Source organism: Pedobacter sp. 22226, from assembly GCF_052045455.1.
GTDB lineage: Bacteria > Bacteroidota > Bacteroidia > Sphingobacteriales > Sphingobacteriaceae > Pedobacter > Pedobacter jeongneungensis.
Map to the genome: position 1 here is coordinate 104,130 of NZ_JBQEPB010000013.1, position 24,880 is coordinate 129,009.

Annotated in this window: 19 protein-coding genes and 1 rRNA gene; 17 read left to right on the forward strand and 3 right to left on the reverse strand. The window is 35.0% G+C overall.

Going from position 1 to position 24,880, the window contains the following annotated elements; genetic code table 11:
• The 13 genes from ACTJKC_RS24485 to ACTJKC_RS24545 all read left to right on the forward strand — a co-directional run bounded on the left by ACTJKC_RS24485 (position 1) and on the right by ACTJKC_RS24545 (position 14,602).
• Positions 1-993 (forward strand): CgeB family protein, encoded by a 993-nt coding sequence (locus tag ACTJKC_RS24485; RefSeq protein ID WP_440796180.1) that lies wholly within the window; start codon positions 1-3, stop codon positions 991-993.
• Between the two features lie 5 nt (positions 994-998).
• Positions 999-2,099 (forward strand): EpsG family protein, encoded by a 1,101-nt coding sequence (locus tag ACTJKC_RS24490; RefSeq protein ID WP_440796182.1) that lies wholly within the window; start codon positions 999-1,001, stop codon positions 2,097-2,099.
• Positions 2,100-2,113: 14 nt separating this feature from the next.
• Positions 2,114-3,103, forward strand: coding sequence for a glycosyltransferase family 4 protein (locus ACTJKC_RS24495; RefSeq protein WP_440796184.1), 990 nt, complete (start codon positions 2,114-2,116; stop codon positions 3,101-3,103).
• The gene (locus tag ACTJKC_RS24500; RefSeq protein WP_440796186.1) at positions 3,100-4,764 is read left to right on the forward strand and encodes a glycosyl hydrolase family 28-related protein; all 1,665 of its coding nucleotides are present in this window, start codon (positions 3,100-3,102) and stop codon (positions 4,762-4,764) included. The genes ACTJKC_RS24495 and ACTJKC_RS24500 overlap by 4 nt, the downstream gene beginning before the upstream one ends.
• A complete protein-coding gene (locus tag ACTJKC_RS24505) occupies positions 4,761-5,768 on the forward strand; it encodes a glycosyltransferase (protein ID WP_440796188.1) in 1,008 nt (335 codons plus the stop codon). Before ACTJKC_RS24500 ends, ACTJKC_RS24505 begins: the two co-directional genes overlap by 4 nt.
• Positions 5,769-6,674 (forward strand): glycosyltransferase, encoded by a 906-nt coding sequence (locus ACTJKC_RS24510; RefSeq protein ID WP_440796190.1) that lies wholly within the window; start codon positions 5,769-5,771, stop codon positions 6,672-6,674.
• Between the two features lie 2 nt (positions 6,675-6,676).
• Positions 6,677-7,300 (forward strand): sugar transferase, encoded by a 624-nt coding sequence (locus tag ACTJKC_RS24515; RefSeq protein ID WP_440796192.1) that lies wholly within the window; start codon positions 6,677-6,679, stop codon positions 7,298-7,300.
• Positions 7,290-8,336: an ATP-grasp domain-containing protein gene (locus ACTJKC_RS24520; protein WP_440796194.1), complete on the forward strand. Its 1,047-nt coding sequence runs from the start codon at positions 7,290-7,292 to the stop codon at positions 8,334-8,336. Before ACTJKC_RS24515 ends, ACTJKC_RS24520 begins: the two co-directional genes overlap by 11 nt.
• Positions 8,337-8,341: 5 nt before the next feature.
• The gene (locus ACTJKC_RS24525) at positions 8,342-9,154 is read left to right on the forward strand and encodes an NAD-dependent epimerase/dehydratase family protein (RefSeq protein ID WP_440796196.1); all 813 of its coding nucleotides are present in this window, start codon (positions 8,342-8,344) and stop codon (positions 9,152-9,154) included.
• Positions 9,151-9,810 carry a metallophosphoesterase family protein gene (locus ACTJKC_RS24530; protein ID WP_440796198.1) on the forward strand — a complete coding sequence of 220 codons (660 nt, stop codon included), beginning with the start codon at positions 9,151-9,153 and terminating at the stop codon, positions 9,808-9,810. The genes ACTJKC_RS24525 and ACTJKC_RS24530 overlap by 4 nt, the downstream gene beginning before the upstream one ends.
• A 2-nt stretch (positions 9,811-9,812) precedes the next feature.
• Positions 9,813-10,943, forward strand: a complete 1,131-nt coding sequence (locus tag ACTJKC_RS24535; RefSeq protein ID WP_440796200.1) for a DegT/DnrJ/EryC1/StrS family aminotransferase — start codon at positions 9,813-9,815, stop codon at positions 10,941-10,943.
• Between the two features lie 98 nt (positions 10,944-11,041).
• Positions 11,042-12,982 carry a polysaccharide biosynthesis protein gene (locus ACTJKC_RS24540; RefSeq protein ID WP_440796201.1) on the forward strand — a complete coding sequence of 647 codons (1,941 nt, stop codon included), beginning with the start codon at positions 11,042-11,044 and terminating at the stop codon, positions 12,980-12,982.
• A 3-nt stretch (positions 12,983-12,985) separates the two neighbouring features.
• Positions 12,986-14,602, forward strand: coding sequence for a gliding motility protein RemB (locus ACTJKC_RS24545; RefSeq protein ID WP_440796203.1), 1,617 nt, complete (start codon positions 12,986-12,988; stop codon positions 14,600-14,602).
• Positions 14,603-14,970: 368 nt separating this feature from the next.
• On the opposite strand, the gene dxs is transcribed toward ACTJKC_RS24545, so the two are convergent.
• Positions 14,971-16,899: a 1-deoxy-D-xylulose-5-phosphate synthase gene (dxs, locus tag ACTJKC_RS24550; RefSeq protein ID WP_440796205.1), complete on the reverse strand. Its 1,929-nt coding sequence runs from the start codon at positions 16,897-16,899 to the stop codon at positions 14,971-14,973.
• A 201-nt stretch (positions 16,900-17,100) separates the two neighbouring features.
• On the opposite strand from dxs, the gene ACTJKC_RS24555 reads away from it, so the two are divergent.
• From ACTJKC_RS24555 to glmS, 3 genes are all read left to right on the forward strand, one after another.
• Entirely contained in the window at positions 17,101-17,844 is a 744-nt protein-coding gene (locus ACTJKC_RS24555; protein ID WP_344851710.1) for a segregation and condensation protein A, read from the forward strand.
• Between the two features lie 63 nt (positions 17,845-17,907).
• Positions 17,908-19,179, forward strand: a complete 1,272-nt coding sequence (gene glyA, locus ACTJKC_RS24560; RefSeq protein WP_440796217.1) for a serine hydroxymethyltransferase — start codon at positions 17,908-17,910, stop codon at positions 19,177-19,179.
• A 143-nt stretch (positions 19,180-19,322) separates the two neighbouring features.
• Positions 19,323-21,161 (forward strand): glutamine--fructose-6-phosphate transaminase (isomerizing), encoded by a 1,839-nt coding sequence (glmS, locus tag ACTJKC_RS24565; RefSeq protein ID WP_440796207.1) that lies wholly within the window; start codon positions 19,323-19,325, stop codon positions 21,159-21,161.
• Positions 21,162-21,564: 403 nt separating this feature from the next.
• On the opposite strand, the gene ACTJKC_RS24570 is transcribed toward glmS, so the two are convergent.
• Together ACTJKC_RS24570 and ACTJKC_RS24575 are read right to left on the reverse strand one after the other, a co-directional pair.
• Positions 21,565-22,938: a hypothetical protein gene (locus ACTJKC_RS24570; protein ID WP_440796209.1), complete on the reverse strand. Its 1,374-nt coding sequence runs from the start codon at positions 22,936-22,938 to the stop codon at positions 21,565-21,567.
• 55 nt (positions 22,939-22,993) lie between these two features.
• On the reverse strand, positions 22,994-23,692 hold the full coding sequence (locus ACTJKC_RS24575; protein ID WP_440796211.1) for a ComF family protein: 699 nt from the start codon (positions 23,690-23,692) through the stop codon (positions 22,994-22,996).
• Positions 23,693-24,670: 978 nt separating this feature from the next.
• Between ACTJKC_RS24575 and ACTJKC_RS24580 the strand changes: the two genes are divergently transcribed.
• A 16S ribosomal RNA gene (locus tag ACTJKC_RS24580) occupies positions 24,671-24,880 on the forward strand; the annotation flags it as partial.

Consider the following 24,880-nt stretch of genomic DNA (forward strand, 5'->3'; position numbering starts at 1 on the left):
ATGAGAATTGCATTATTAGGTAGTAAAAATTTTGACAGTTTGGAATTTCATATTAATGATTCGCTCAACTTTTTAGGGCATGATGTGTTTCATATTGATATTAAAGACATAATAAAAATTCCATATAGATTCAATTACTGGGCTACAAAATTTTTCCCTAAGTACGATATTTCTATATTCTCAAAAATTGCGGATAAAATTATAGACTATAAGCCTGACTTGGTAATAGCTACATATCGTTTTACTCACCCAGAATGCATTAAAAAAATTAAAGCATATCTTCCAAAAACTCCCATAGTCCATATTAATCCAGATCAATTGACGACTCTGGAGCATCAGCAGATTTTTGCTTCGCCATATGATTTTTATTTTACAAAAGATCACTACATGGTTGATTTTATGAGGAATAAGATGAATCTTAATGCATTTTATTTGCCCGAAGCTTTAAATCCAAGAATTCATAAACCTTTAGATATAGATAGAAGGCTTGTCGAAGAAAAAGTTGATACTGATGTTGTTGCTTTTGGGACGATGTATCCGTATAGAGCTAATATGATCAGCGGATTAGTTGATGCTGGCATCAAGGTTAATTTATATGGTACGCCAGATAAACGTTTTCCAAGAAAAGAAATTAGTGATAATTTTATGAATGAGTTTATTACTGGTGAACGTAAGTCTGAAATTCTATATGGCTCTAAAATTGTTTTCAATAATTTTCACTTTGCAGAGATACAGTCAGCAAATGTAAAATTTTTTGAGATTTATGGCATAGGAGGGTTTCAAATTTGTGATTATAAAGAGACCTTAAAAGAATACTCTGCAGTTGATATAAAGGACTTTACTTTTAATACAATAGGAGAAGCTGTAGAATTAATTCAGCATTATTTGCCACTTCATGAGTTGAGGCATGAGATGGCAAAAAAACAAATGGAACATTTCCATAAGCATCACACATATGAAAGAAGAATGCAAGAGATGTTAAACTTAATATAGGCATTGTGGAAGTTTATTTTGTTTATATCGGTTTACTTTTTCTATTTTCTTGCTTTGAGGTTTTTAAAAATAAACCTGCTAATAAAGTACATAACTTTTTAGTTTTTTTAACTTATCTAATCACAGTATTCGTAATAGGACTCCGTTGGGAGACAGGAACTGATTGGTACCCATACTTAGATATGTTTGAAGAATCGTATTCATTAAAAAATAGTTTTGAATACAGTAACATCGTGGAGCGTGGTTATTTAATCTTTAATTGGTTAAATTATAAACTAATTAGTGAGTATTCTTTCTTCTTATTTACCCATGCTTTAATATTTTACTATCTGATAATCTATGGTTTAAAAAAAATCACCACTTATCCCATCACTTCATTTATGTTCTTTTTTTGCTCTACGATTGGTGTTTTGGGATCTAACAGACAATTATTAGCCATGGCAATTGTTTTTTACTTCCTTATATTCGCATACAGTAAGAAGAAAACGTTCTTCATTGCAATATTTGCAGCTATACAATTTCATACAACAGCCCTGCTTACACTCTCTTTTTACTTTTTGAATAGAAGAATAAAAGTTATATATATAGTATTGCTGTTGTTGGCTTGCACTGTAATTGGTTTGACAGGATTGCCTGGAAAACTGTTTTCCTTAACTGGTGGATTAAGCGAAGCCTCCAGTTATCGGACAGAAGCCTATTCAGCAGAAGCAGCCAATGAGGCAAAGCTTAGCATTGCGGGTGTTTTAAGGCGGTTATTGTATGTAACCCTTTTTCTTTTGTTACGTAATAAAATTGAAAAAAAGTTTGACAAATATAATTTTATATTGAATGGATATTTGATTAGTAGCCTAATATATCTCTTGTTCGCAAGCTCCTTAATTATTCTTGTAAATAGAGGTAGTTTATATTTCAATATGTTGGAATGTATTTTGTTTACAAGTATCTTGTTCATTTTGAAGAGAAAAGAGTCAAAATTATTCTTTATATTTTTTTTATTAATATTATCAATTGTTAATTTTTATCAGTCAATAAGTGCTTATCCAGATTTGTTTGATCCTTACAAGGGACTTTGGTACAATATAGATTATTACAGAAGAATGTATTAAATACAAATTTGAGAATGAAAATTAAGTTACTAAATAGAAATTTTAATGAAAATGAAAACAGTCTTGAAAAACTTTTTCAAAATATATCAGTTGCTCTATTAAAAAAAGGTGTGGAAATTAGTAGTATCAGTAATCCATTTGGCCATGGCCTTATAAATATGGTTAAATCGATTTTATTTTTTCGCAATAAAATCACAAATGATGAGCTTGTACACATAACAGGGCAAGTGCATTACGCAGCTATTGGACTAAAAACATCAAAGATTATTATTACTGTTCATGATTTGGGGCTTTATCGAAAATTAAGTAAATTAAGATTTTTATTTTTTAAATTGTTTTGGGTTTATCTGCCTTTTAAAAAAGCAAAATATATTGTATGTATCTCAAAGAAGACAAAGGATGAAATAATAAATTTGATGCCTAGTGCTAAATCTAAAATTGCGGTAATACCAAATTGTTTAACTGTTCCAATCATCGCTGAAACCAGCGTTAAAAATAATATTAAAAAAGAACTACTGATTGTAGGTACACGATCTAATAAAAACATAGAAAGAATATTTGAATCAGTAAAGGATCTCAACATTCATTTAAACATAGTCGGGAGGTTAAATGAATCTCACATAAATATTTTGGACCTTTACAATATAGAATATACAAATAGTTATAATATATCTGATGATGATCTGCTGTATTTTTATGATAAGTCGGACGCTTTGATTTTCACATCCACATATGAAGGTTTTGGACTTCCAATATTAGAAGCACAAGCACGAAATGCTTTTGTTATTACGTCAGATCTTGCTCCTATGAATGAAGTTGTTGGCGATGGGGGCATTGTAGTTAACCCATTCAAAGCTGATGAAATCAGAAGCGCAATAGTACGCTTTATTGAAATGTCAGAAGATGAAAAATATGGTTACTTATCAGAAGGGAAGAAAAACCTAAATAAATATGCTGTAGAGAATATAGCCGAAAGCTATATCTCATTATATAATAGAGTATGAAAAGAATTATTTTTTTTATTTTGATTTCTTTTCATTTTGCCTGCAGGGCAAATGTGCAAATTATAACGAACATTTCGGGATTTGTATCTTTAGATGATTTCGGAGCTATTGGAGATGGGAAAACAGATAATTATTTGTCCTTTCAAAAAGCAGTAGATTATTGTGAAAAAAATGGAAGAAAATCTTTGTTAATTCCTTTTGGGAATTATTACATAAGTAAATCAATATTTTTTAAAAGAGGTGGAGTTCAGATTATTGGAACGGGTGCCTTACTGAGGGAAGAGAGTTGGTTGAGCTCTACCAATCAAACTTATAAAGTTAATAATCAGGATAAAGGCAGCATTATTACAGTTGAAAATAATATAAATGGAATTGTTTTCGATAAAGATCTTGCTGATCCCATCAGAATAACAGATGTTCAGTTTAGGGTAGTTAAAGGAAGAAAACAAGGAACAACAACTGCTGTTTTATTTCGATCAGAATTTAAAGGACCTACTTGGCCTTTTATTATAGAGCGATGTCGGTTTACGGGATTTAATTTTGCTGTTAGGTTTTCATCGAAAAATCAATATAATGTAGCATTTGTACAATTTAGGCAAAATGCTTTTAATCAGAATGATGAGTGTGTTTACTTCGATGATATTGAAAAAACAAAGTCAACTGGAATTCGAAATCTGAGCTGGGGGTTTACATTCGAAAATAATGTTTGTCATGATAATTCAAGGATTATCAGGGCAGGATTTGCTAAAGATGCGGTGAATATCAAAGACAATAATATGGAGGGTAATATTCCCTATTCTTCTGGAAAAAAACCAAAATTTATTATTGATATAGAAATAAGTAATTGCACTGTTAATTTTGAAGGTAATCATTTTGAAAGCACTATTGCTGATGCCGTATATATTTCCTCGATTTTTAAAGATAAAGAGAATAATAATTTACCTTATATCGGAACAACAGCGAGTGGCAGCTCTAATAAGGTTTTTATCAAAGGAAATAATTTTGACGGTGTTGATAAGAAAATGTTCAAAACTTTTTGTTTAAAAGGACTATTAGTGTATAATTATGACCAAGTACCTTTATTTGTTGATGAATGTGACATACGAATCAATGAAAGTAATGAGAAAAATATATTTCTCACCCCTGATGCTCAAAGAACTGGAACAGCTATCAAATTTCAATATAATTATTTTGATATCCTAAAAAAATTAGAGGAAAGAAAAATAAGTATTATAAAGAGGATCAAAAATAATAATGATTATTCAGTAATAACAAGTGAGAATTTCTCGAATACCCTAAAAAGTGATTTTATATTAAACAAGAAAATTGATCATGAAAAGTTTTTTTGTGCAATATTTAATATTAATAATATTGAAGGAACCGACTTTCTAGGTATTTCTACGAAATTTATCATAACATATGATTTGAACGGTAAAAAAATTACTGAAGAAAAATCCGTACGTGGTAATTATGGTTATAAATTAGGAACCTCTGCGCACGTAGCTATTGTCCCTAACACATTTCCATCAGGAAGTAGAAATTTGACATTTAATGCAATGCTAGAGGTAAACAAAGATATTATAGGTAATAAAAAAGTTAAAATAAATAAAAACTTTCTATTACTAGCTTCTAATGAAAATATATTTGACCTGTTTTTATGATATTAATTGATGCAATCTTTATTAATAATGGAGGAGGTAAGGTTCTTTTAGATTATTTAGTTGAAAAGCTAGAAGAAACTAATCTTGGCATTGTTTATCTATTTGATGACAGAATAATACTACCCTATAAAATAAAAAGTGGGAATACTGCTATATATCAAAGTTCAAGCTTAAAGCTTCGAAATGACTTTTATAAAAACAATAAAAGAGCATTTGATAAAATATTTATAATGGGGAACATTCCACCATTGATTAAAATGGTAAATGTAACCGTTTATACATATTTTCATAATCGTTTATATCTTGAAGTACCCAATGAGTTTTCTGTTATTGAAAAAATTAAATATTTTTTTAAAGTTCAAATTATTAAGAGAAATAGCAGAAATACGGATTTTTGGCTCCTGCAGTCTCAAACATTAAAAGAACAGTTTGTTAATAGATTTAGGCAAGAAAATAAGATTAAAGTTCTACCATTTTATCAAGTATTAAAGGCGAAAAATCATAAAATTGAAAGACAGAAAAACACATTCATCTACGTTAGTAACGCGCAGGACAACAAGAATCATAAAAGACTGATCACAGCATTTTGCAATGCATTTGACAATACTAAGACTGGAAAATTAATCCTTACTGTAAGTGATAAATTCCCTTTAATTACAACGATCATTAGTGAGGCTGTTTTAATGGGATATCCTATAGAGAATATAGGATTTGTGAACAGAGAATTTTTAACAGAAAAATACTTGGAATCGGAATATGTTATATTTCCATCGCTTGCAGAAAGTTTTGGGCTGGGTTTAGTTGAAGGTATTGAACTTGGGTGTAAAATAATTGGTGCAGATTTACCCTATACTTATGCCGTTTGCGTGCCGTCTTTGGTTTTTGACCCTTCAAATATAGATTCCATTTCAAACAGTATAGCTTTAGGAATCCAGAACTCTATAGCTGAATCTAAATTAAAAGTTGAAGATAATATCTTTGACTTAATTAAACTATTAAGTTAAATGAATAATAAGGTAAAAATCCTTCTTGCGACTTACAATGGAGAAAGGTATATAAGAGAACAGATTGAATCAATACTTAGTCAAGAGGGTGTAGAGATTAATATTTTAATAAATGATGATGGAAGCAGAGATCAGACAGTCAATATTTTACAAACTCATTATAAATTTTTAAAGTTAGGCATAAATCATCCAGGCTTAGGCAGTGCCGCAAATAATTTTTTAAATATGGTGAGTAATTTAAATTTTGATGAAAATTTTCAATACGTAGCCTTTTCAGATCAGGATGACATTTGGCTTGAGCAAAAGATGAAAGTAGCAATAAATATGCTAGCAAAAAAAAGTGCAGATTTATATTGTTCAAATCTCACAAAATGGGATAACTCGACAGATTCGTATAGTTTATTAAAAAAAGATTTTCCCCAGAAAAAATTTGATTTTCTTTTTGAAGGTGGTAGTGCAGGTTGCACTTACGTTTTTACAAAAGAATTTGCAAAACTACTACAATCATTTTTGAAAGTATTGGATACCTCGAATTGGAAGGGCTTATCACATGATTGGCTTATCTATTTTTTTGCACGTTCTAGAAATCATAAAGTGATAATTGACGCAAATTCGTATATTCATTACCGCCTTCACAGTGATAATGTACATGGACACTTGAACAAGCTAACCTTTGCCACAATTAAAGAAAAATCAGGACAAGTTTTGGATGGATATTACCAGAATCATGCAAAGAACTACATTAAATATCTTAGGAATGAATCAGAAGAGCATAAAATTTACGAGCAGTTTCTAGGGAATTATTATCAGAGAAACAAAATTATCTGGAGATACAATACGACGCTAATGCGTGATAAGAAAAAATTCTTGATTTTTGCAGTACTTAATTTATTAAAATTTAGGTAAAAATGTATATTTTTTTTTTAAAGAGAGTGATAGATTTTTCTGCTGCATTTTTTGGACTGATTTTATTGTCGCCAATTTTTTTAGTTGTAACTATTTTTTTAGCTTTCGCTAATGAAGGAAAACCTTTTTTCTTTCAGAAAAGGATGGGAAAAAAAGGAAATCTATTTAGCATAGTTAAATTTAAAACCATGAATGATAGAAAAGATAAATATGGTAATTTATTGCCTGACGATGTTAGACTAACTAAAATTGGAAAATTTGTCAGGAAGACCTCTTTGGACGAGCTTCCTCAATTATTTAATGTTCTGAAAGGCGAAATGAGTTTAATTGGACCGCGCCCCTTACTACCTCATTATATATCTTTTTACACGGAAACCCAAATGCGTAGACATGAAGTATTGCCTGGTATTACAGGTTGGGCGCAAGTAAATGGAAGAAATAATATTTCATGGGAAGAAAAGTTTTGTTTTGATGTTTGGTATGTGGAAAATACCTCGTTTATAATAGATTCGAAGATTTTGTTTCTAACTTTAAAAAAAATTATAAAGCCAGAGGGCATTAATGACCCAAATGGTAATATTACAGAAGCATTTGATAAATACATGTTAAGAAAAAATGGACAATAAAAATATTTTAGTTACTGGCGCCGGTGCATTACTTGGTCAGGGAATTTTAAGAATGCTACAGCTTTGTGATTTTCAGAAAAAGATATTTACTGCTGATCCTGATGCAAGATCAACTGGACATTGGTTAGGTGATTTTGCGCTGCATGTTCCGAAAGCATCCAACGAAGATTATGTCCCAACAATTAAAAAAATTGTTGAAGAGTATAGTATTGATGCAATTTTGGTAGGAACAGACACAGAACTAGTAAAATTAGCGGAAGTTCATGATGAGTTTTTAGCTAAATATAACTGTAAGATTGTTGTAAGTAATTCGGGTGTAATAGAAATATCTAATGATAAATTCTTAACAGCTAAGTTTCTTAAAGACAATAATTTTCCGTATCCAATCTCTAAAATGGCAAATTCTTTAAATGGACTTTTGGAACTAGAAAAAGAGCTAGGATTACCATTATTTGCGAAACCAATCGATGGTGCCAGATCCTTAGGATTAATAAAGATCAATACACATGAGGATTTGTTAAATGTTTTTGATGAAAAAAGCAACCTTGTTGTTCAACAATTTTTGCCTGACACAGACGGAGAATACACTTCTGGATGTATCGTTTTAAATAATAAGTGTGTATCGATTGTAAGTTTAAAACGTGATTTGAGAGATGGAAATACATATAGGACTTACAGGGATGAAAGTACTTCCAAATATGACAGTATAATTTCAAAGATTGCTGAGGTTTTAAAACCAGAAGGCCCTATAAACTTTCAATTTAGGATATTTAAAGGAGAGCCTGTAATTTTTGAAATTAATGGTAGATTTAGCGGGACTACTCCTTTAAGGTATTTTTACGGAGTGAATGAGGTAGAAATTATTCTAAATTACTTCCTATTCAAAAAAAATCCGACGACCGAACCATTAAAAAATGGAATTGTAATGAGAGCGTGGTCAGATATTTTTATTGAGAATAAAGAAATAGAGCAATTTCAAAAAGAAAAAACTTTACAATCTCCGAAAGCTACATTTTATCCTTTTAATCTAAAATAATAAGTATGGGAGCTACATGCGCTGTTGTTGGAGCAAACGGTTTTCTTGGCAAAGAGCTAGTCAAACAATTAATTTACAACAATTACATTGTTACAGCAGTTTACAATAATAGCCACTCGGAAATACCAGCGACTGTTGATAAATTAAGCATAGGTAATTTTATCAAAATTAAAAAGAAATACGATTTTGTTATTTTGGCTATTGGTAATTTTAATTCAAAACATTCAGAACTCATTGATATTAATTCAAAAATTCATGAAATCCTTAAAAATAACATTTCTGCAAAAATTATTTTTATCTCTAGTACAAATGTTTATGGAATTCATGATGACGTAATTGAGCTTAATTCATCCTTTAATATTCCAACACTTTACCCACTGTCCAAATTAGCAGGAGAGTTTTTGGTATCGTCTCATTATAAATTTTCGATAATCCGATTAACTTATCTGTACGGCAATGGTTTAAATAACGGCTCTTTTCTACCTAATTTAATTCAAAAATCTAAAGAAACTGGCAAGATTACATTATTTGGTAACGGCGAAAGAAAACAAGACTATTTGCACATTGATGACGCAGTAAATCTATGTATAAAAGCTATGGAAACTGATATTAATGGTTTTTTTATTGGTGCCTCTGGTACTTCTACTTCTAACCGGGAAATCGCAGAAATTGTTTCTTTAGCCCATTCGTCAGAAATTGAATATCAAGGTGTCGAGACAGGAAGTTCCTTTTATTTTGACATCAAAAATAGTTGTGAGATGTTAGATTGGAGTCCCAAAATCAACATCGAAGATGGCGTGAAAAATATGCTGCGATGAGAGTTCTGGTTTTTGGAGATGTTCACGGAAATTTGGTTGCCTTGGAAAAACTTTTCGAAATTGAACAAGGATACTTTGACCTATTTGTTTGTCACGGAGATATAGTTAATTATGGGCCATGGACGAATGAGTGTTTAGATTTCCTTTCTCATAAAAAAGACGGTATTTTGTTGCAAGGTAATCACGAAGAATATTATATGGATGGTACTTATCCAGGAACTAATGTAGTAGCAAAATCTTTTTTTGAGTTTTGCTATCCAAATTTTTACGGGAGTTATCTCCCATTCATTTCAGAATTTAAAAAAAGTTACCAAATCGGAGATTATAAAATAACACATTCTATAGACGGCTTGTATGTATTTAAAGATACAGATATTGCTAATTTGGACTTTAAGGATAACACCATCGTAGGACATTCCCATCAACAGTTTCACAGGATTATAAACAATAAAAATTTGTATAATACAGGTAGTCTAGGGCAAAACAGATCACTACTTGATTTTGCTCAATATTTAGTTTTAGATACAGAAAAAAATATTGTTGAAATGAAATCTTTTATCTTTGATATTCAGATCGTAATCTCAAAGATGAAGGAGTCTCGGTATCCTTCAATTTGTTTGGATTATTATAAATCAAAAAATACGGTAAATAAATAATTATGCAAGATAAAATATGGCTTTCATCTCCACACATGGGAGGCGGTGAGCAAAAATATGTTAATGAGGCATTTGAAACCAATTGGGTTGCACCATTGGGACCAAATGTTGATGGTTTTGAAGAGGATCTGTGTCGTTTTACAGGATCTGGATTTGCTGCAGCGTTAAGCTCTGGTACTGGAGCAATTCATTTGGCCTTAGTAATGCTAGGGGTTAAACCTGGTGATGAAGTCATTTGCCAGTCAATGACATTTGCTGCAAGCGCAAATCCTATTGCATATGTTGGAGCTATTCCTGTGTTTGTAGATAGTGAGCGTGACACGTGGAATATGTGCCCTAACTTGTTACGAGAATGTATTATCGATCGTATTACTAAAGGAAAAAAGCCAAAAGCCATTATACCCGTACATTTGTATGGCATGCCGGCTAAAATGGATGAAATAACGAAGGTTGCCAATGAATTTGAAATTCCTATTATTGAAGACGCAGCCGAGGCGCTCGGCTCAAAAATAGGTGATAGAAGCATGGGCACTTATGGCCTCTTTGGCATTTTATCCTTTAATGGCAATAAAATTATCACGACCTCAGGAGGAGGGGCATTAATTTCTGACTCAGCAGAATACATTAACGAAGCGCGATTTTTAGCTACCCAAGCGAGGGATAAAGCTAATCATTATGAGCATAGTAAAATTGGATATAATTATAGGATGAGTAATATTTGTGCAGGAATAGGTCGTGGTCAAATGGAAGTGCTCACAGAATGGATTGCTAAAAGACGTGCAAATTTTAAGTATTACAAGGCTGCTTTAGCACAGATTGAAGGTATTCATTTTCTTGAAGAGCCGATGGGATTCTATTCCAATAGGTGGCTATCTACCATTTATGTTGATCGATCGGTAGATGAATTATACTCAAAGAAAAGTATTTATCTTTCATTACAATCTCAAAATATTGAAAGTCGCCCGCTTTGGAAACCAATGCACCTCCAACCCGTTTTTAAGGATGCACCCTATTATAGTAACGATATTTCTGAAGATCTATTTAAAAATGGTTTATGTCTGCCTTCAGGATCAAATTTGAGTGAGGAAGACTTGGAAAGAGTTGTAGCGGGGATTAAAATGGCATATTCATAATTTGAGGATTTCGTCATTGCAGATACTGTAAGGCTAAATTGATTATTGTTATCATATTTGTTATAAATGGTTACCTTTACTAAAATTTAGAATATATTTTGTTTACACAAATTAATATTGTTCCGCGCTGGGTCATCTTCTTGTTGGATTTGGCCATTTGCACCTGTTCTTTAATATTTGCTTATTCCCTTAAGCATAACCTGGATTTAACGGCAATTGAGCTGCCTGAGCTTGCCCGAAATCTGTTAATTATCGGTACCATTAATATTGCTGTTTTTTTTCATATTAGCACGTATACCGGTATTATTAGGTATACCAGTGCTCAAGATTCCTTTAGAATTTTAATATCAGTAATTATTGGCAATGGTACCTTCTTTGTACTGAATCTGATCGCAATAACATTTTTTAAATATCCATTAATTTCTTTTGCGATATTAATTACTAATGGTTTAACCAGCTTTTTGTTATTAATGACCTATCGGGTTTTGATTAAATATTTCTTTATTTATGTTAAGAACCTGAATCTCGATAAAAAGAAAGTGATTATTTATGGCGCAGGTGAGGCAGGTTTGGCCACCAAAAGAACTTTTGACCATGACGGGAGTGTAAATAAAAACATTGTTGCATTTGTAGATGATGATCAGCGAAAAGTAGGCAAAACCATAGATGGGGTAAAAATTTTGGATGCTGCAAATCTTGCTTATTTGATCGGTGAACATGAACTGGATGAGATTATTTTTGCGTCGTATACCATACCCGATGACAAGAAAGATCATATTGTTGATCTTTGTTTAGAAAACGACATCAAAGTTTTAAATATCCCTCCTCAAGATGTTTGGACGAATGGGCAGTTGAAATCTACTCAAATACAAAAACTGAATATTGAGGATTTATTAAATAGAAAATCTATCAAAATCGATATCGAGGGGATTGGTACCATGCTGGATAAAAAGCGGATTCTGATTACAGGTGCGGCAGGATCTATCGGAAGTGAAATTGTTCGTCAGCTTTCTAAGTTTAATGTGGGTTTAATCATTCTTTGCGATCAATCGGAAACAGCCTTGCATGAATTGTATTTAGAGTTGGAAGAAACCAATGGCAATAAAAACTTTCACGCCTTTATTGGTGATGTTCGTGATGAGCAGCGCATGGATAAACTGTTTGAAACCTATAAACCGCATTATGTGTATCATGCAGCTGCCTATAAACATGTTCCTTTGATGGAGGATAATCCTGCAGAGGCCATTAAAGCCAACGTATTGGGAACCAAAACTATTGCAGATAAATCTGTTAAATATGGTGTCCAGAAATTTGTGATGATTTCTACTGATAAAGCAGTAAATCCGACCAATATTATGGGGGCTTCAAAACGGATTGCTGAGATATATGTTCAATCACTTAATAATTCTTTGAGTACTGATGGATTTATCTTCAGTAATGGTTTACAATATATCAATGATCTTAATGTTAAACCCATCACTAAATTTATTACTACACGATTTGGAAATGTATTAGGTTCAAATGGCTCTGTAATTCCAAGGTTCAGGCAGCAGATTGAAAAAGGTGGTCCGGTTACGGTAACCCACCCGGAAATTACCCGTTATTTTATGACTATTCCTGAAGCCTGCCGTTTAGTTTTAGAAGCAGGTTGCATGGGTAAAGGAGGCGAAATATTCGTTTTCGACATGGGCAAGTCAGTTAAGATTGTAGAATTGGCTAAGAAAATGATCAGACTTGCGGGGTTAGAGCCCAATGTTGATGTTAAAATCGAATATTCTGGTTTACGCCCAGGAGAAAAGTTATATGAAGAACTATTGAACGATAATGAAAATACGATGCCTACCCATCATGAGAAAATTATGATCGGAAAAGTAAGGGAATATGTATTTGCTGACGTCGAAAAACAGATTTACGAATTGATTACTTCCGCTAAATCTGATAATGACCGGCAGGTAGTAATGAATATGAAAAAACTGGTTCCGGAATTTAAGAGTAAAAATTCGATATTTGAAGAATTAGATAAGGTAATAAACAACTAAAATATGATTAAAAGAATCTTTTTAATGGCCTTTATGGCCATTTTTGCTTTAGCTGCTGCTGCACAAAACCCTACTCCCAACCGTATTGTCCCATACGATTATCAGTTTTATCAAAAACTAAATCCGGCTGTTTACGATCAACAATCTAAATTTCATTCGGCCATTAAGGGGTTCAATTCTGATGACAGCGCTTTGCAGATGCACTATGACTCTTTAATGAACGCCGGAACAGATAGTTTGAATAAAAGAAGCTGGGTTCACCGCAAACTGTTCCAAGAGCATCTTTTAGAATTTAAAAGTGATGACTATAATATCTACGCAGATTTTCTTCCTGATTTCCAAATAGGAAAGGATTTTAGTGGTAATAGGTCAACATGGCTAAATACACGTGGTTTCCAGGTTGGTGGCAACGTAGGCAAGCAGTTTTCATTCTATTTAAATGGTTTTGAAAACCAGGGAAAATTTGTTGACTATGTAAATAACTTTGTTATAGCCAATCAGGTGGTGCCTGGTCAGGGTTACGGTAAATTAGCAACAAATACACAAGATTGGTCTTATGTCACCGCCTTGTTGTCTTATACTCCCAATAAATATTTAAACTTTGCTTTGGGTTATGATAAAAACTTTATTGGAGATGGTTACCGCTCGATGTTATTATCGGATGTTTCTTCCAATTATTCTTTCTTTAGGGTTAGGGCAACTTTAGGAAGTGTTCAATACCAGACTATTTTTGGTTATATGCTTGACCCAGGCGCTCCTAAATTAACAATTGATAGAAGATTAGGCGACCGAGGGAAATGGATGGCGGCACATTATATAGATTGGAATGCTACTAAACGCTTTTCAGTTGGTTTTTTTCAGGCGGTTACCTGGGCTGATGCACAACCAGAAGGTAAAAGAGGCTTTGATTTTAATTATGTCCATCCTTTTATTTTTTTACGTCCTGTTGAGAGCACCAATACCACCTCCCCTGATAAAATGCGTTTGGGGATTAACCTCAAATACGAATTGTTAGCAAAAACAGCCTTATATGGACAATTCATGTTCGATGAATTTACCGCTAAAGAATTTTTTAAAGGCAATGGTTATTGGGCTAATAAATTTGCTGTCCAATTTGGTGTACGGGGATCTGATCTTTTTAATGTACACGGATTGAACTATTTAGCCGAATTTAATACTGCAAGGCCCTATACCTATGCGCATTCCGATAGAGTTTCGAACTATGCAAATTACAATCAATCTTTAGCACATCCTCGTGGTGCAAACTTTAGAGAGTTTTTGGGAATCATGAATTACAGTTATAAGAGATTTGATCTTCAGGGTGAAGCATTATATTCAAGATATGGACTTGATCCTGCAGGAATGAATTATGGAGGCGATATTTTTAAAAGTTATGACACGAGGTCTGTCCAGTATGGTAGTCACATAGGCCAAGGTATTGGCACAGATCTTTACTATGTAAAAGGCCAGGTAGCTTATTTACTAAACCCTAAATATAATTTAAGGTTAGAAGTGGCGGGTACATATAGAAGAGAAAGTAACGAGTTGGGTATAAATAAAACTGGGTTGTTAACTATCGGATTAAGAAGCTCATTTAGAAATATCTACCACGATTTTTAAAGATTTGAATTACTGGATTTTATCCAGACTTTTTGCTTAATTTATCTCTGTTTAAAGATTGATTGAATAAATATCCAAAAAAATTAAGAACTGTTTTTGTAAATAGGATGGATTTTTTAAACGTTGTCATTACTATTTTATTAGGGTTTGGTGGTATTATAACAAATATAATACCACTAAACATAGTAACTTAAATATTGTTTGCAGATCAAAGTAGATAATTGGGACAATAAAATCGATTCTGGTCATCTATGAGTAGTTATGACATATATCAATACTTATTATTGGGTAATTTTAGAAAAATCAATAAAAATTTAACCATTTAATAACCTAAAATAAAACTACTTCGGGAATTTGACTGTAGAAAATTACCCAGCCATCGTATTAGTTGTCCTTTTTACCGCAACTTTTCTCACAGCCTGAATAATTGCATTTTTATCATAACCACATTCAGCCCAAAGTTCGGCCTGTTCGCCATGTTCGATAAACTGATCCGGAATACCTAAACGAATTATGTTTGCGCTATAACCATGATCGGCCATAAACTCCAGCACTGCAGATCCTACCCCTCCAGGTAAAGAACCATCTTCTACCGTAATTACATGTTTATATTTAGCAAATACCTCATGTAATAAAGCTTCGTCCAGTGGTTTTACAAAACGTAAATCGTAATGCGCCGGGTAAAAACCTTCGCTGTTCAATTCGGCCCTCGCTTCAACTGCAAAATTACCCACATGGCCAATGGTTAATAAAGCTACATCTTCACCATCACAGATTTTGCGTCCTTTGCCAATTTCTAATGCTTTGAAAGGTCTTTTCCAGTCAGGCATTACACCATTACCACGAGGGTAACGGATTACAAAAGGACCAACGTTTTCTTGTTGAGCAGTAAACATCAGGTTACGAAGTTCCTCCTCATTCATAGGAGAAGAAACAACCAGATTTGGGATGCAGCGCATATAGGCGATATCATAAGCACCATGGTGTGTAGCACCATCAGCACCAGCCAGACCTGCCCTATCCAAACAAAAAACTACATTCAGTTTTTGTATAGCCACATCATGGATCACCTGATCATAAGCCCTTTGCATAAAACTTGAATAGATGTTGCAAAATGGAACTAATCCTTGCGTAGCTAAACCAGCAGAAAATGTTACTGCGTGTTGTTCGGCAATACCCACATCAAAGGCACGTTTTGGCATAGCTTTCATCATGATATTTAATGAAGATCCTGAAGGCATCGCAGGCGTAATCCCTACAATTTTATCATTAGCCTCAGCCAATTCTACCATAGTATGTCCAAAAACATCCTGGTATTTTGGGGGCTGTGGCTTATCCGGAACACTTTTTTTGATTTCACCGGTAATCTTATCAAAAAGTCCTGGCGAATGCCATACCGTCTGATCTTTCTCTGCTAAGGCGAAACCTTTACCTTTCACCGTAATGCAGTGAAGCAGTTTCGGACCAGGAATAGCAGATAGATCTTTTATGGTTTGAGCCAAACGCTTTACATCGTGACCATCAACAGGTCCGAAATACCTAAAGTTTAAGGCTTCAAATAAATTACTTTGCTTTAGCAGCGTTCCTTTAATGCTTTTCTCTATTTTTTTAACATACTTATGTGCATTTGGGCCTAATTTAGAAAGCCCGGCCAGTACATGAGAGATATCATCACGGAAACGGTTGTACGATTTTGAAATGGTGATGCTGGTTAAATATTCTTTAAGCGCACCTACATTAGGATCGATAGACATGCAGTTATCGTTCAGGATAACAAGCACATTGCTGTTTTCGATTCCGGCATGGTTTAATCCTTCAAAAGCCAGGCCCGCTGTCATGGCTCCATCACCAATAATGGCCACATGCTGTCTGTCTGTTTCACCTTTTAGTTGCGAAGCTACAGCCATACCCAGCGCAGCCGAAATGGAAGTAGAAGAGTGGCCTACACCAAAGGTATCGTACTCACTTTCCGAAATTTTCGGGAAACCGCTAATGCCTTTATATACACGATTAGTGTGGAACTGATCTCTTCGACCGGTTAAGATTTTATGACCATAAGCCTGGTGGCCTACATCCCAAACCAATTTGTCGTAAGGAGTATTCAAAGCGTAATGTAAGGCTACAGTTAGTTCAACAACGCCTAAGCTGGAAGCAAAATGGCCTCCGTTTACACTTACTACATCAATAATGTACTGTCGTAATTCCTGGCTTATTTGTTCTAAGTCAGATTCGCTATATTGCTTTAAATCAGCAGGATAGTTGATTTTAGATAATAGGGGGCCAGCTTTTACTTGCATTCGAAATTTATGGTAAAAAACAAGGTACAAAGTAAGGTATTTTTGTTTTAAAATAGAAAAGAAAAATGTTGGTTTATTATTGATGGTTAAGCCGTTAGTGTTTAGTGCTTTATATTACCTGAAGATAAATGGAAGAGATCTTTTTACATTCGGGATAAATATCTTTCAGACACGATTTTTTCGTTATGTTTGTGCCTTCACATGCAGGCAGAGAATTTTGAGATAAAACTTCCGGTATTCGAAGGGCCCTTCGATTTATTGTTGTTCTTTATTGAACGCGATGAGCTTAATATCCAGGATGTAGAGATTGCAAAGATTACAAACGACTTTTTAGCTTATATTCATCAACTCCTTGCCTTAAATGTAGAAGTAGCCAGCGAATTTATTTTAGTGGCTGCAACCCTGATGCGCATAAAATCTAAAATGCTTTTGCCGAGGATTGAGGTTGATGAAGCCGGAAACGAAATCAATGCCGAACAGGACCTGATTGCCCGGCTGATTGCCTATAAACAGTTTAAATCTGCTGCCGAGGAGATGAAGATTTTTGAGGGGGAGCGTTTAAAGCAGGATCACCGGGGAAACATTGCCTTTGATTTAACCCTTGCTGCTGCCTCTTCCGCTCACCAGGATGAACTTTTATCGCTGGATCTTTATAAACTTTTAACCGTTTATCACCGGACGATGCAGAAATATGAGTTGCGTAGTGAGGAAGTTAAACATACCGTGGTACAATATCCGTACACCATTGAGCAGCAAAAGCACTTCATTGCCAATTTACTCGATATTAATAAACAGATCGATTTTGCATTAGTGCTTAAAAATTCCGAAAATAAAGTGCATTTCGTTTATAACTTCCTGGCCATTTTAGAAATGCTGCAACAACAAATTGTAGAGATAACCATCGGGAGCGGCTTTAATAACTTTAATGTGAAAGCATTATCCTAAATACGGCACATATTAAATTTGAAATTCTTACTTTTGCCAAAAAAATACAAACCTCATATAATGATGACACGCGACAACCAAATTTTTGAACTTATCGATAAAGAACTGAACCGCCAGGAGCATGGTTTAGAGCTTATTGCATCAGAAAACTTTGTAAGCAAGCAGGTAATGGAAGCTGCCGGATCGGTACTAACCAATAAATATGCTGAAGGCTTACCGGGAAAACGTTACTATGGCGGTTGCCAGGTGGTAGATGTGGTAGAGCAAATTGCTATCGATAGGGCTAAAGAATTGTTCGGTGCAGCGTGGGTAAATGTTCAGCCGCACTCTGGTGCACAGGCCAATGCAGCAGTGATGCTTGCTGTTTTGCAACCTGGAGATAAAATATTAGGTTTCGATCTTTCTCACGGAGGTCACTTAACACATGGCTCACCAGTTAACTTTTCGGGTAAATTATATCAACCCTTATTTTATGGTGTTGAAAAAGAAACCGGACTGATCGATTATAAAAAATTAGAAGAAGTAGCCTTAGCTGAAAAACCAAAATTAATCATCTGCGGGGCATCTGCTTACTCACGCGAGTGGGATTATGCATTTATCCGTTCGGTAGCTGATAAAATTGGCGCGCTGGTTTTGGCAGATATTTCTCACCCTGCAGGTCTGATTGCTAAAGGTTTGTTGGCCAACCCACTTCCACATTGCCATATCGTAACTACAACCACCCACAAAACTTTACGTGGCCCACGTGGCGGTATGATTATGATGGGACAGGATTTCGAAAACCCATGGGGATTAAAAACGCCAAAAGGCGAAATCAGATTGATGAGCAATTTGCTTGACATGGCTGTTTTTCCAGGTACACAAGGCGGTCCGTTAGAACATATTATTGCAGCAAAAGCAATTGCTTTTGGAGAAGCTTTAAGCGAAGAATACGGAACATATATTAAGCAGGTAGCTGCTAACGCACAGGCAATGGCAAAAGCATTTGTAGCTAAAGGTTACGGCATTATTTCAGGTGGTACTGATAACCACTTAATGCTGATCGATCTTCGCAACAAAAACATCACTGGTAAAGTTGCTGAGAACGCTTTAGAAAAAGCAGAAATCACCGTAAATAAAAACATGGTGCCTTTTGACGATAAATCACCGTTTGTAACTTCTGGCATCCGTGTGGGTACTGCTGCCATCACCACCCGTGGTTTAAAAGAGGCTGAAATGGAACAGATCGTTGAACTAATCGACAGGGTTTTAACCAATCCTGAAGATGAAGCAAATCTGAATGCGGTTAAAGCTGAAGTAATTAAACTGGTAAGCGCATTTCCTCTTTATAAATAAGAGTTACCTTAAGAAATAAAATTGTAAAAGCAGTTACATTAACTTGTAGCTGCTTTTTTGATTTAACAAGTTTTTTAGCCCTTATGTGTTAAAACAAACGTTTGTTTTATATATTTGGCAAATTAATGTGATAATAAAAAATTATGTGTGGAATAGTAGGCTACATTGGTTATAGAGAAGCTTGGCCAATTGTATTAAAAGGTCTTAAAAGATTAGAATATCGAGGTTATGATAGCGCTGGTATTGCACTGATGAACAGCAGTGGACAGCATATTTATAAAAAAGCTGGAAAAGTTGCTGTTTTAGAAGAATTTGCTGAGGATCAGGACAAATCTGGTACAAGTGGTATGGGCCATACACGCTGGGCTACCCATGGTGTTCCTTCTGATCGTAATTCCCATCCGCACACATCAAATAGCGGTAAACTTTCTATTATCCACAACGGAATCATTGAAAACTACGCTACGCTAAAAGAAGAATTAGCAAACCGTGGGCATGAATTTAAAAGTGATACGGATACAGAGGTATTGATCCACCTGATCGAAGAAATTCAGGAAATTGAAAAGATTGATCTTTTAGAAGCTGTTCGTTTAGCCTTACACGAAGTAAATGGAGCTTATGCCATCGTTATTATGGATAAAGATCATCCAGATCGTTTAATTGCTGCCAGAAAAGGAAGCCCGATGGTAATTGGCGTTGGAAAAGGAGAATATTTTATTGCTTCTGATGCTACTCCGATTATTGAATATACCAAAAATGTGATCTATTTAAAGGATGGCGAAATTGCTTTAGTTACCAGAGAAGACCTGTTAATTAAACATTTAGACAATGTGGTTCACACCCCACTTATTCAGGAATTAGAGTTAAAGCTCGAAATGCTGGAAAAAGGTGGTTTCGATCATTTTATGTTAAAGGAGATTTATGAGCAGCCCCGTTCGATCAAAGATTGTATGCGTGGCCGTATATATCCTGAAGAAGGTAAAGTACAGCTAGGCGGGATTAAAGAATTTGCAGAGAAATTAAAAAATATAGACCGGATTATCATTGTAGCGTGCGGAACATCGTGGCATGCGGGTTTGGTTGGCGAATATTTAATTGAAGAATATGCCCGTATCCCTGTAGAAGTTGAATATGCTTCAGAATTCAGGTACAGAAACCCAATCATCACAGAAAAAGATGTGGTAATTGCCATTTCGCAATCCGGAGAAACTGCTGATACCATGGCGGCCATTGAAATGGCTAAGGAACGTGGCGCAACCATTTTCGGAATTTGTAATGTTGCGGGTGCATCAATCCCGCGTTTAACCCATGCTGGTGTTTATACCCACGCTGGTCCTGAAATTGGTGTAGCTTCTACAAAAGCATTTACCGCACAGGTAACGGTTTTAACTTTGATGGCCTTTTACATGGCACAACAAAAGGGTACCATTACCACGTCAAAATTAATTGAGTTATTAACCGAACTGGATCATATTCCTGAAAAAATCCAGGTTGCGTTAGAATCTAACGATCTGATTAAAGAAGTTGCAGAAAAAATCAAAGATTCTACCAACTGTTTATTTTTAGGTAGAGGAAGTGGCTTCCCTGTAGCTTTAGAAGGGGCCTTAAAATTGAAGGAAATTTCCTACATCCATGCAGAAGGTTATCCTGCAGCAGAAATGAAACACGGTCCAATTGCTTTAATCGACGAAGAAATGCCGGTGGTTTTTATCGCTACGCAAAACTCATCGTACGAAAAAGTGATCAGCAATATACAGGAAGTTAAAGCAAGAAAGGGTAAAGTGATTGCCATTGTAACACAAGGCGATACAGAAGTGAAGAAAATGGCCGATTACTGTATCGAAATTCCGGACGCTAACGAAGCTTTCTTGCCGCTTTTGGCTACTATTCCACTTCAGCTATTATCGTATCATATTGCGGTAATGCGTGGATGTAATGTAGACCAGCCAAGAAACCTGGCTAAATCGGTAACCGTAGAATAATTTAACAACAAAATAAATAGATAAAGCAGTTGCATGAATTTGTAGCTGCTTTTTTTTGTTATAGGCGAATTTTTATATACAGACTTTGCTAACTAAGCCCGATTGAACGGATGCCGTTTTGATCCGCATTTCTTTGACATTGATAAATTAAAACGGCAGGAGGAAAAGCGGGGCTGCAGGCTGCCATTGGCACCAATGTTCACTTTCAAAATAATAATACCTGGAATAGATGGATATTCAAAACTAATCTGAAAGAACCGAGCTGCAATCTTAAAATCCTGATAAAAAGTAAAGGGCCGATATTCTTTTGAAGAAATATCGACCCTTACCATCTAAATTAACGCTCTCGTATATATAAACGAGATTTCTCGCCGAATTGTTTTCGGAAAATAAAAAAAAGTGATTATTTCTCGTAACTTCCTAAGGTTGAGGGAGAAATTCTTATGTTGGCTTTTATATCTTTATTAAGGTAGCCTGTAAAATAAGGATCGCTACTTAAATCAGCTCCTTTCTTTCTGGCCGGACTATCCGCCGACACCTCAAAATTTTCCATTTCCTTATTGATAAAGGATGGATCAATATTCAAAATATTGCCGTTGATGCTATAACTGCTGTTGGCAGATCGGATTATGTTGTTCCATAAATTAAGCTGAATTGCTGCGGTGGTTTTCTTTTGAATATCCAGCTCATTAGTTAAACTGCCCCAAATAATATTGTTTGTTAAATCTAACCGGAGCTTGTTGTAAGCGCCGGCAGATAAATAATCTGAAAAGCTAAGTGAAGCAGTTTTACGTGGGAAATTTAAATTATAACCTGCAAATGTATTTTGTTTAAGGTTGTAGTTTCCACCTCCAACAGCATATATAAGGTAATTGCCGCAATTATACATCACATTGTTAAAGGCCAACAACTCTGAATGATAACCAATGTAGGCTGCTACCTGCATATTTTTGATAATGCTGTTGCTCAAAATTAATTTAGGTTCGGCAGTTGATGACAGCGAATCGGAAGTAATACCAACTGAGGCATTTTTGATTATTGCATTTTTAACCATTCCGTTGCCAGTTCTTTTCAGGAAAATGCCTTTCCACTGGCCCGGCTCCTCATTGTACAGTTTTTCCAGTCTGTCACTACAAAACAGTACCGGGTCGGTAACCGTTCCATTTACCAGTAAATTACCTTCCACATTTAAGCTGGCGTCTTTATGAAAATAAACCTTGGCACCTGGTTGGATAATGAGTGATGATCCGCTTTTAACCGTAAAAACTCCATTGATAATATATGGTAGCGATTTTGTCCAGGTGGTGTTGGTCGCAATTGTTTGGCCGTTAATAAAAACCGCATTTTGGGCATAAGCTAAAAGTTTCACAACTTGTCTGTTCCCATTCGTATTTAAGATAATAGAATCCTGCACCAAAAACGGCAAACTCTCTGTATTCGGATTAATGGTAACCTTAACAAAAAGATTAATCGAATCCTGACCATTTATAACCAGGTCATTTTTGTTAAATGTATCTTCTCCATTAATATTAAGGCTAAATGCTGAACTGCTCCCCCCAGTTAGTGTAATTTCTGAAACCTTTACAGCATCCTTATTATTGTTTACGATGCTTAATCGCTTCGTTATAGAACCAATTGAGGTAAAAATGGTATCGAACAGCAATTCCGGAGTTGCAATGGTTAACTTGGCGTTTGTATCTGTGGTGATGTGTTCTCCTTTCCTGCAGGAAGAAACTAAGAAAAAGAGCAATAGCACTAAACTGATATTTGAACGCATAAATCAAACTTAGATAAATGTTTGAGTACTTACAACTGTATAGAAAATAATGCAGTTATTCGGCAAATGCCAATGCCGCGATGCTCACTTTTGCTGCTCCGCTATTTAAAAGTTCATTTGCGCAGGCCTCTAATGTTGCACCGGTTGTAATTACATCATCAACTAACAGGATGTGTTTGCCGGCAATGTAGGCCTGGTCGTGTACTTCAAAAACGTTCTGCATATTCTCGTATCGGTTGTACCTGCTCTTTTTGGTCTGGCTTTCAGTTGCATTATTACGTACTAAATTTTCTTCGCTAAAGCCAGTCTCCATTCTTTCTGCTATTCCTTCGGCAATAAAAGTACATTGATTGTATCCTCTGTGTTTATATTTTTTTCGGTGGAGAGGAACGGGAATAATTAAATCAACATCTTTATAAAGCAAACTCATCTTTAACTTTTCGCCTAACATATTTCCCAATAGTACACCAACATCCGTTCTTCCATTATATTTTAAGTTATGGATCAGGTTTTGCACTTTCGCCCCTTTCCTAAAATACAGCATCGCCATGGCGGCATGAAGCGGCACCCGTCCCCACAACTGTTTGGCCACCCTGTTTTCTGCATGTTGATGATAATCGGTAAAAGGTAAATCGTACAGGCATTTGGTGCAGATTAAGTGCTCACTCTGATATAAGGATACGCCACAGGCATTGCAGAGGTTTGGAAATAACAAACCGAATAAATCATCACACCATTGTTTAACCTGTAACATATCACTAATTTATAAAATATTTATGAGGATACCATATGGTTTAATAAGGTCTGTTATATAGAGTAGGCTTTTATTTTTATTAGCTTTTCCAGTAAAGCGGGTGTTGTGCTGCTATATAAGTTTGTCCCCGCTTTTCACTACAAGTCCTCTCCCGATTGAAAAAATCGGGATGTGGGCTTTTCGTTTCAATCGGGTTTAGATAGGGCGGGGCAGGGGTTAAATACGAAGTTTCCAAAGGCCTGTTCACCGGGCTAACTTCCGTAAGTCTTTAGCATAAACCCGCCATAAACACCCAATGCTTAAAAAAGTTTTGCTTTGGGTAAAACTTTTTGTTGCTGTAAACCATCCAGTTACAATAAAACCCCCAATTAATAGCAAATATGCTTTGCTTATAAATTAAAAAATCCTACTTTTGCATCCCGCTTCGGAGGAAGGGTTTTAGTTGAAAGGATGGCTTGGTGATACGGAAAGCGATAATTATTTTAAAATAAATATTGCAGGAGAGAAAAAGATTGCTACCTTTGCAGCCCGGTTCGGAAGAACGGAAAGCCGGTCAAAGCTGGCCTATTGAAATAAAGGAAAGAGGAGAAAAAGAGGGCTAAAAAAATAAAATTTATTTTATTTGGAAGTTTAAAAAAGATCCTTACCTTTGCACTCCCAACCGAAAGGGAAGGAAAAAAGTTGGGGCAGCGGATGTTGCACAAACAACAAAACAAGATTGAAAATACCGGCACAAAGATAAAGACTAACAAGACTTTAACGGAGTAAAGGTTTAACAATATAAAGATCTGCCGCGAGGTTATAGATCGATAAGTTCTTAAAAGAGATGTCAATGTAGCGTAGCGGGGTAATGGAGTACTGGTCAAAGTACATGATTATTTTGCTTTATTTTAAAGGTGGTGTCTAACAGACAACATAAAAAAAAGAAGACTATTTTTAACAATAGTTAAAACTGGTCAGTATTGAACAAAACATTTTACAATGGAGAGTTTGATCCTGGCTCAGGATGAACGCTAGCGGCAGGCCTAATACATGCAAGTCGAACGATATTTTCCAGCTTGCTGGAAGAGAAAGTGGCGCACGGGTGCGTAACGCGTATGCAACCTACCTTTATCAGGGGGATAGCCCGGAGAAATCCGGATTAATACCGCATAATATCATTTTATAGCATTATATTATGATCAAACA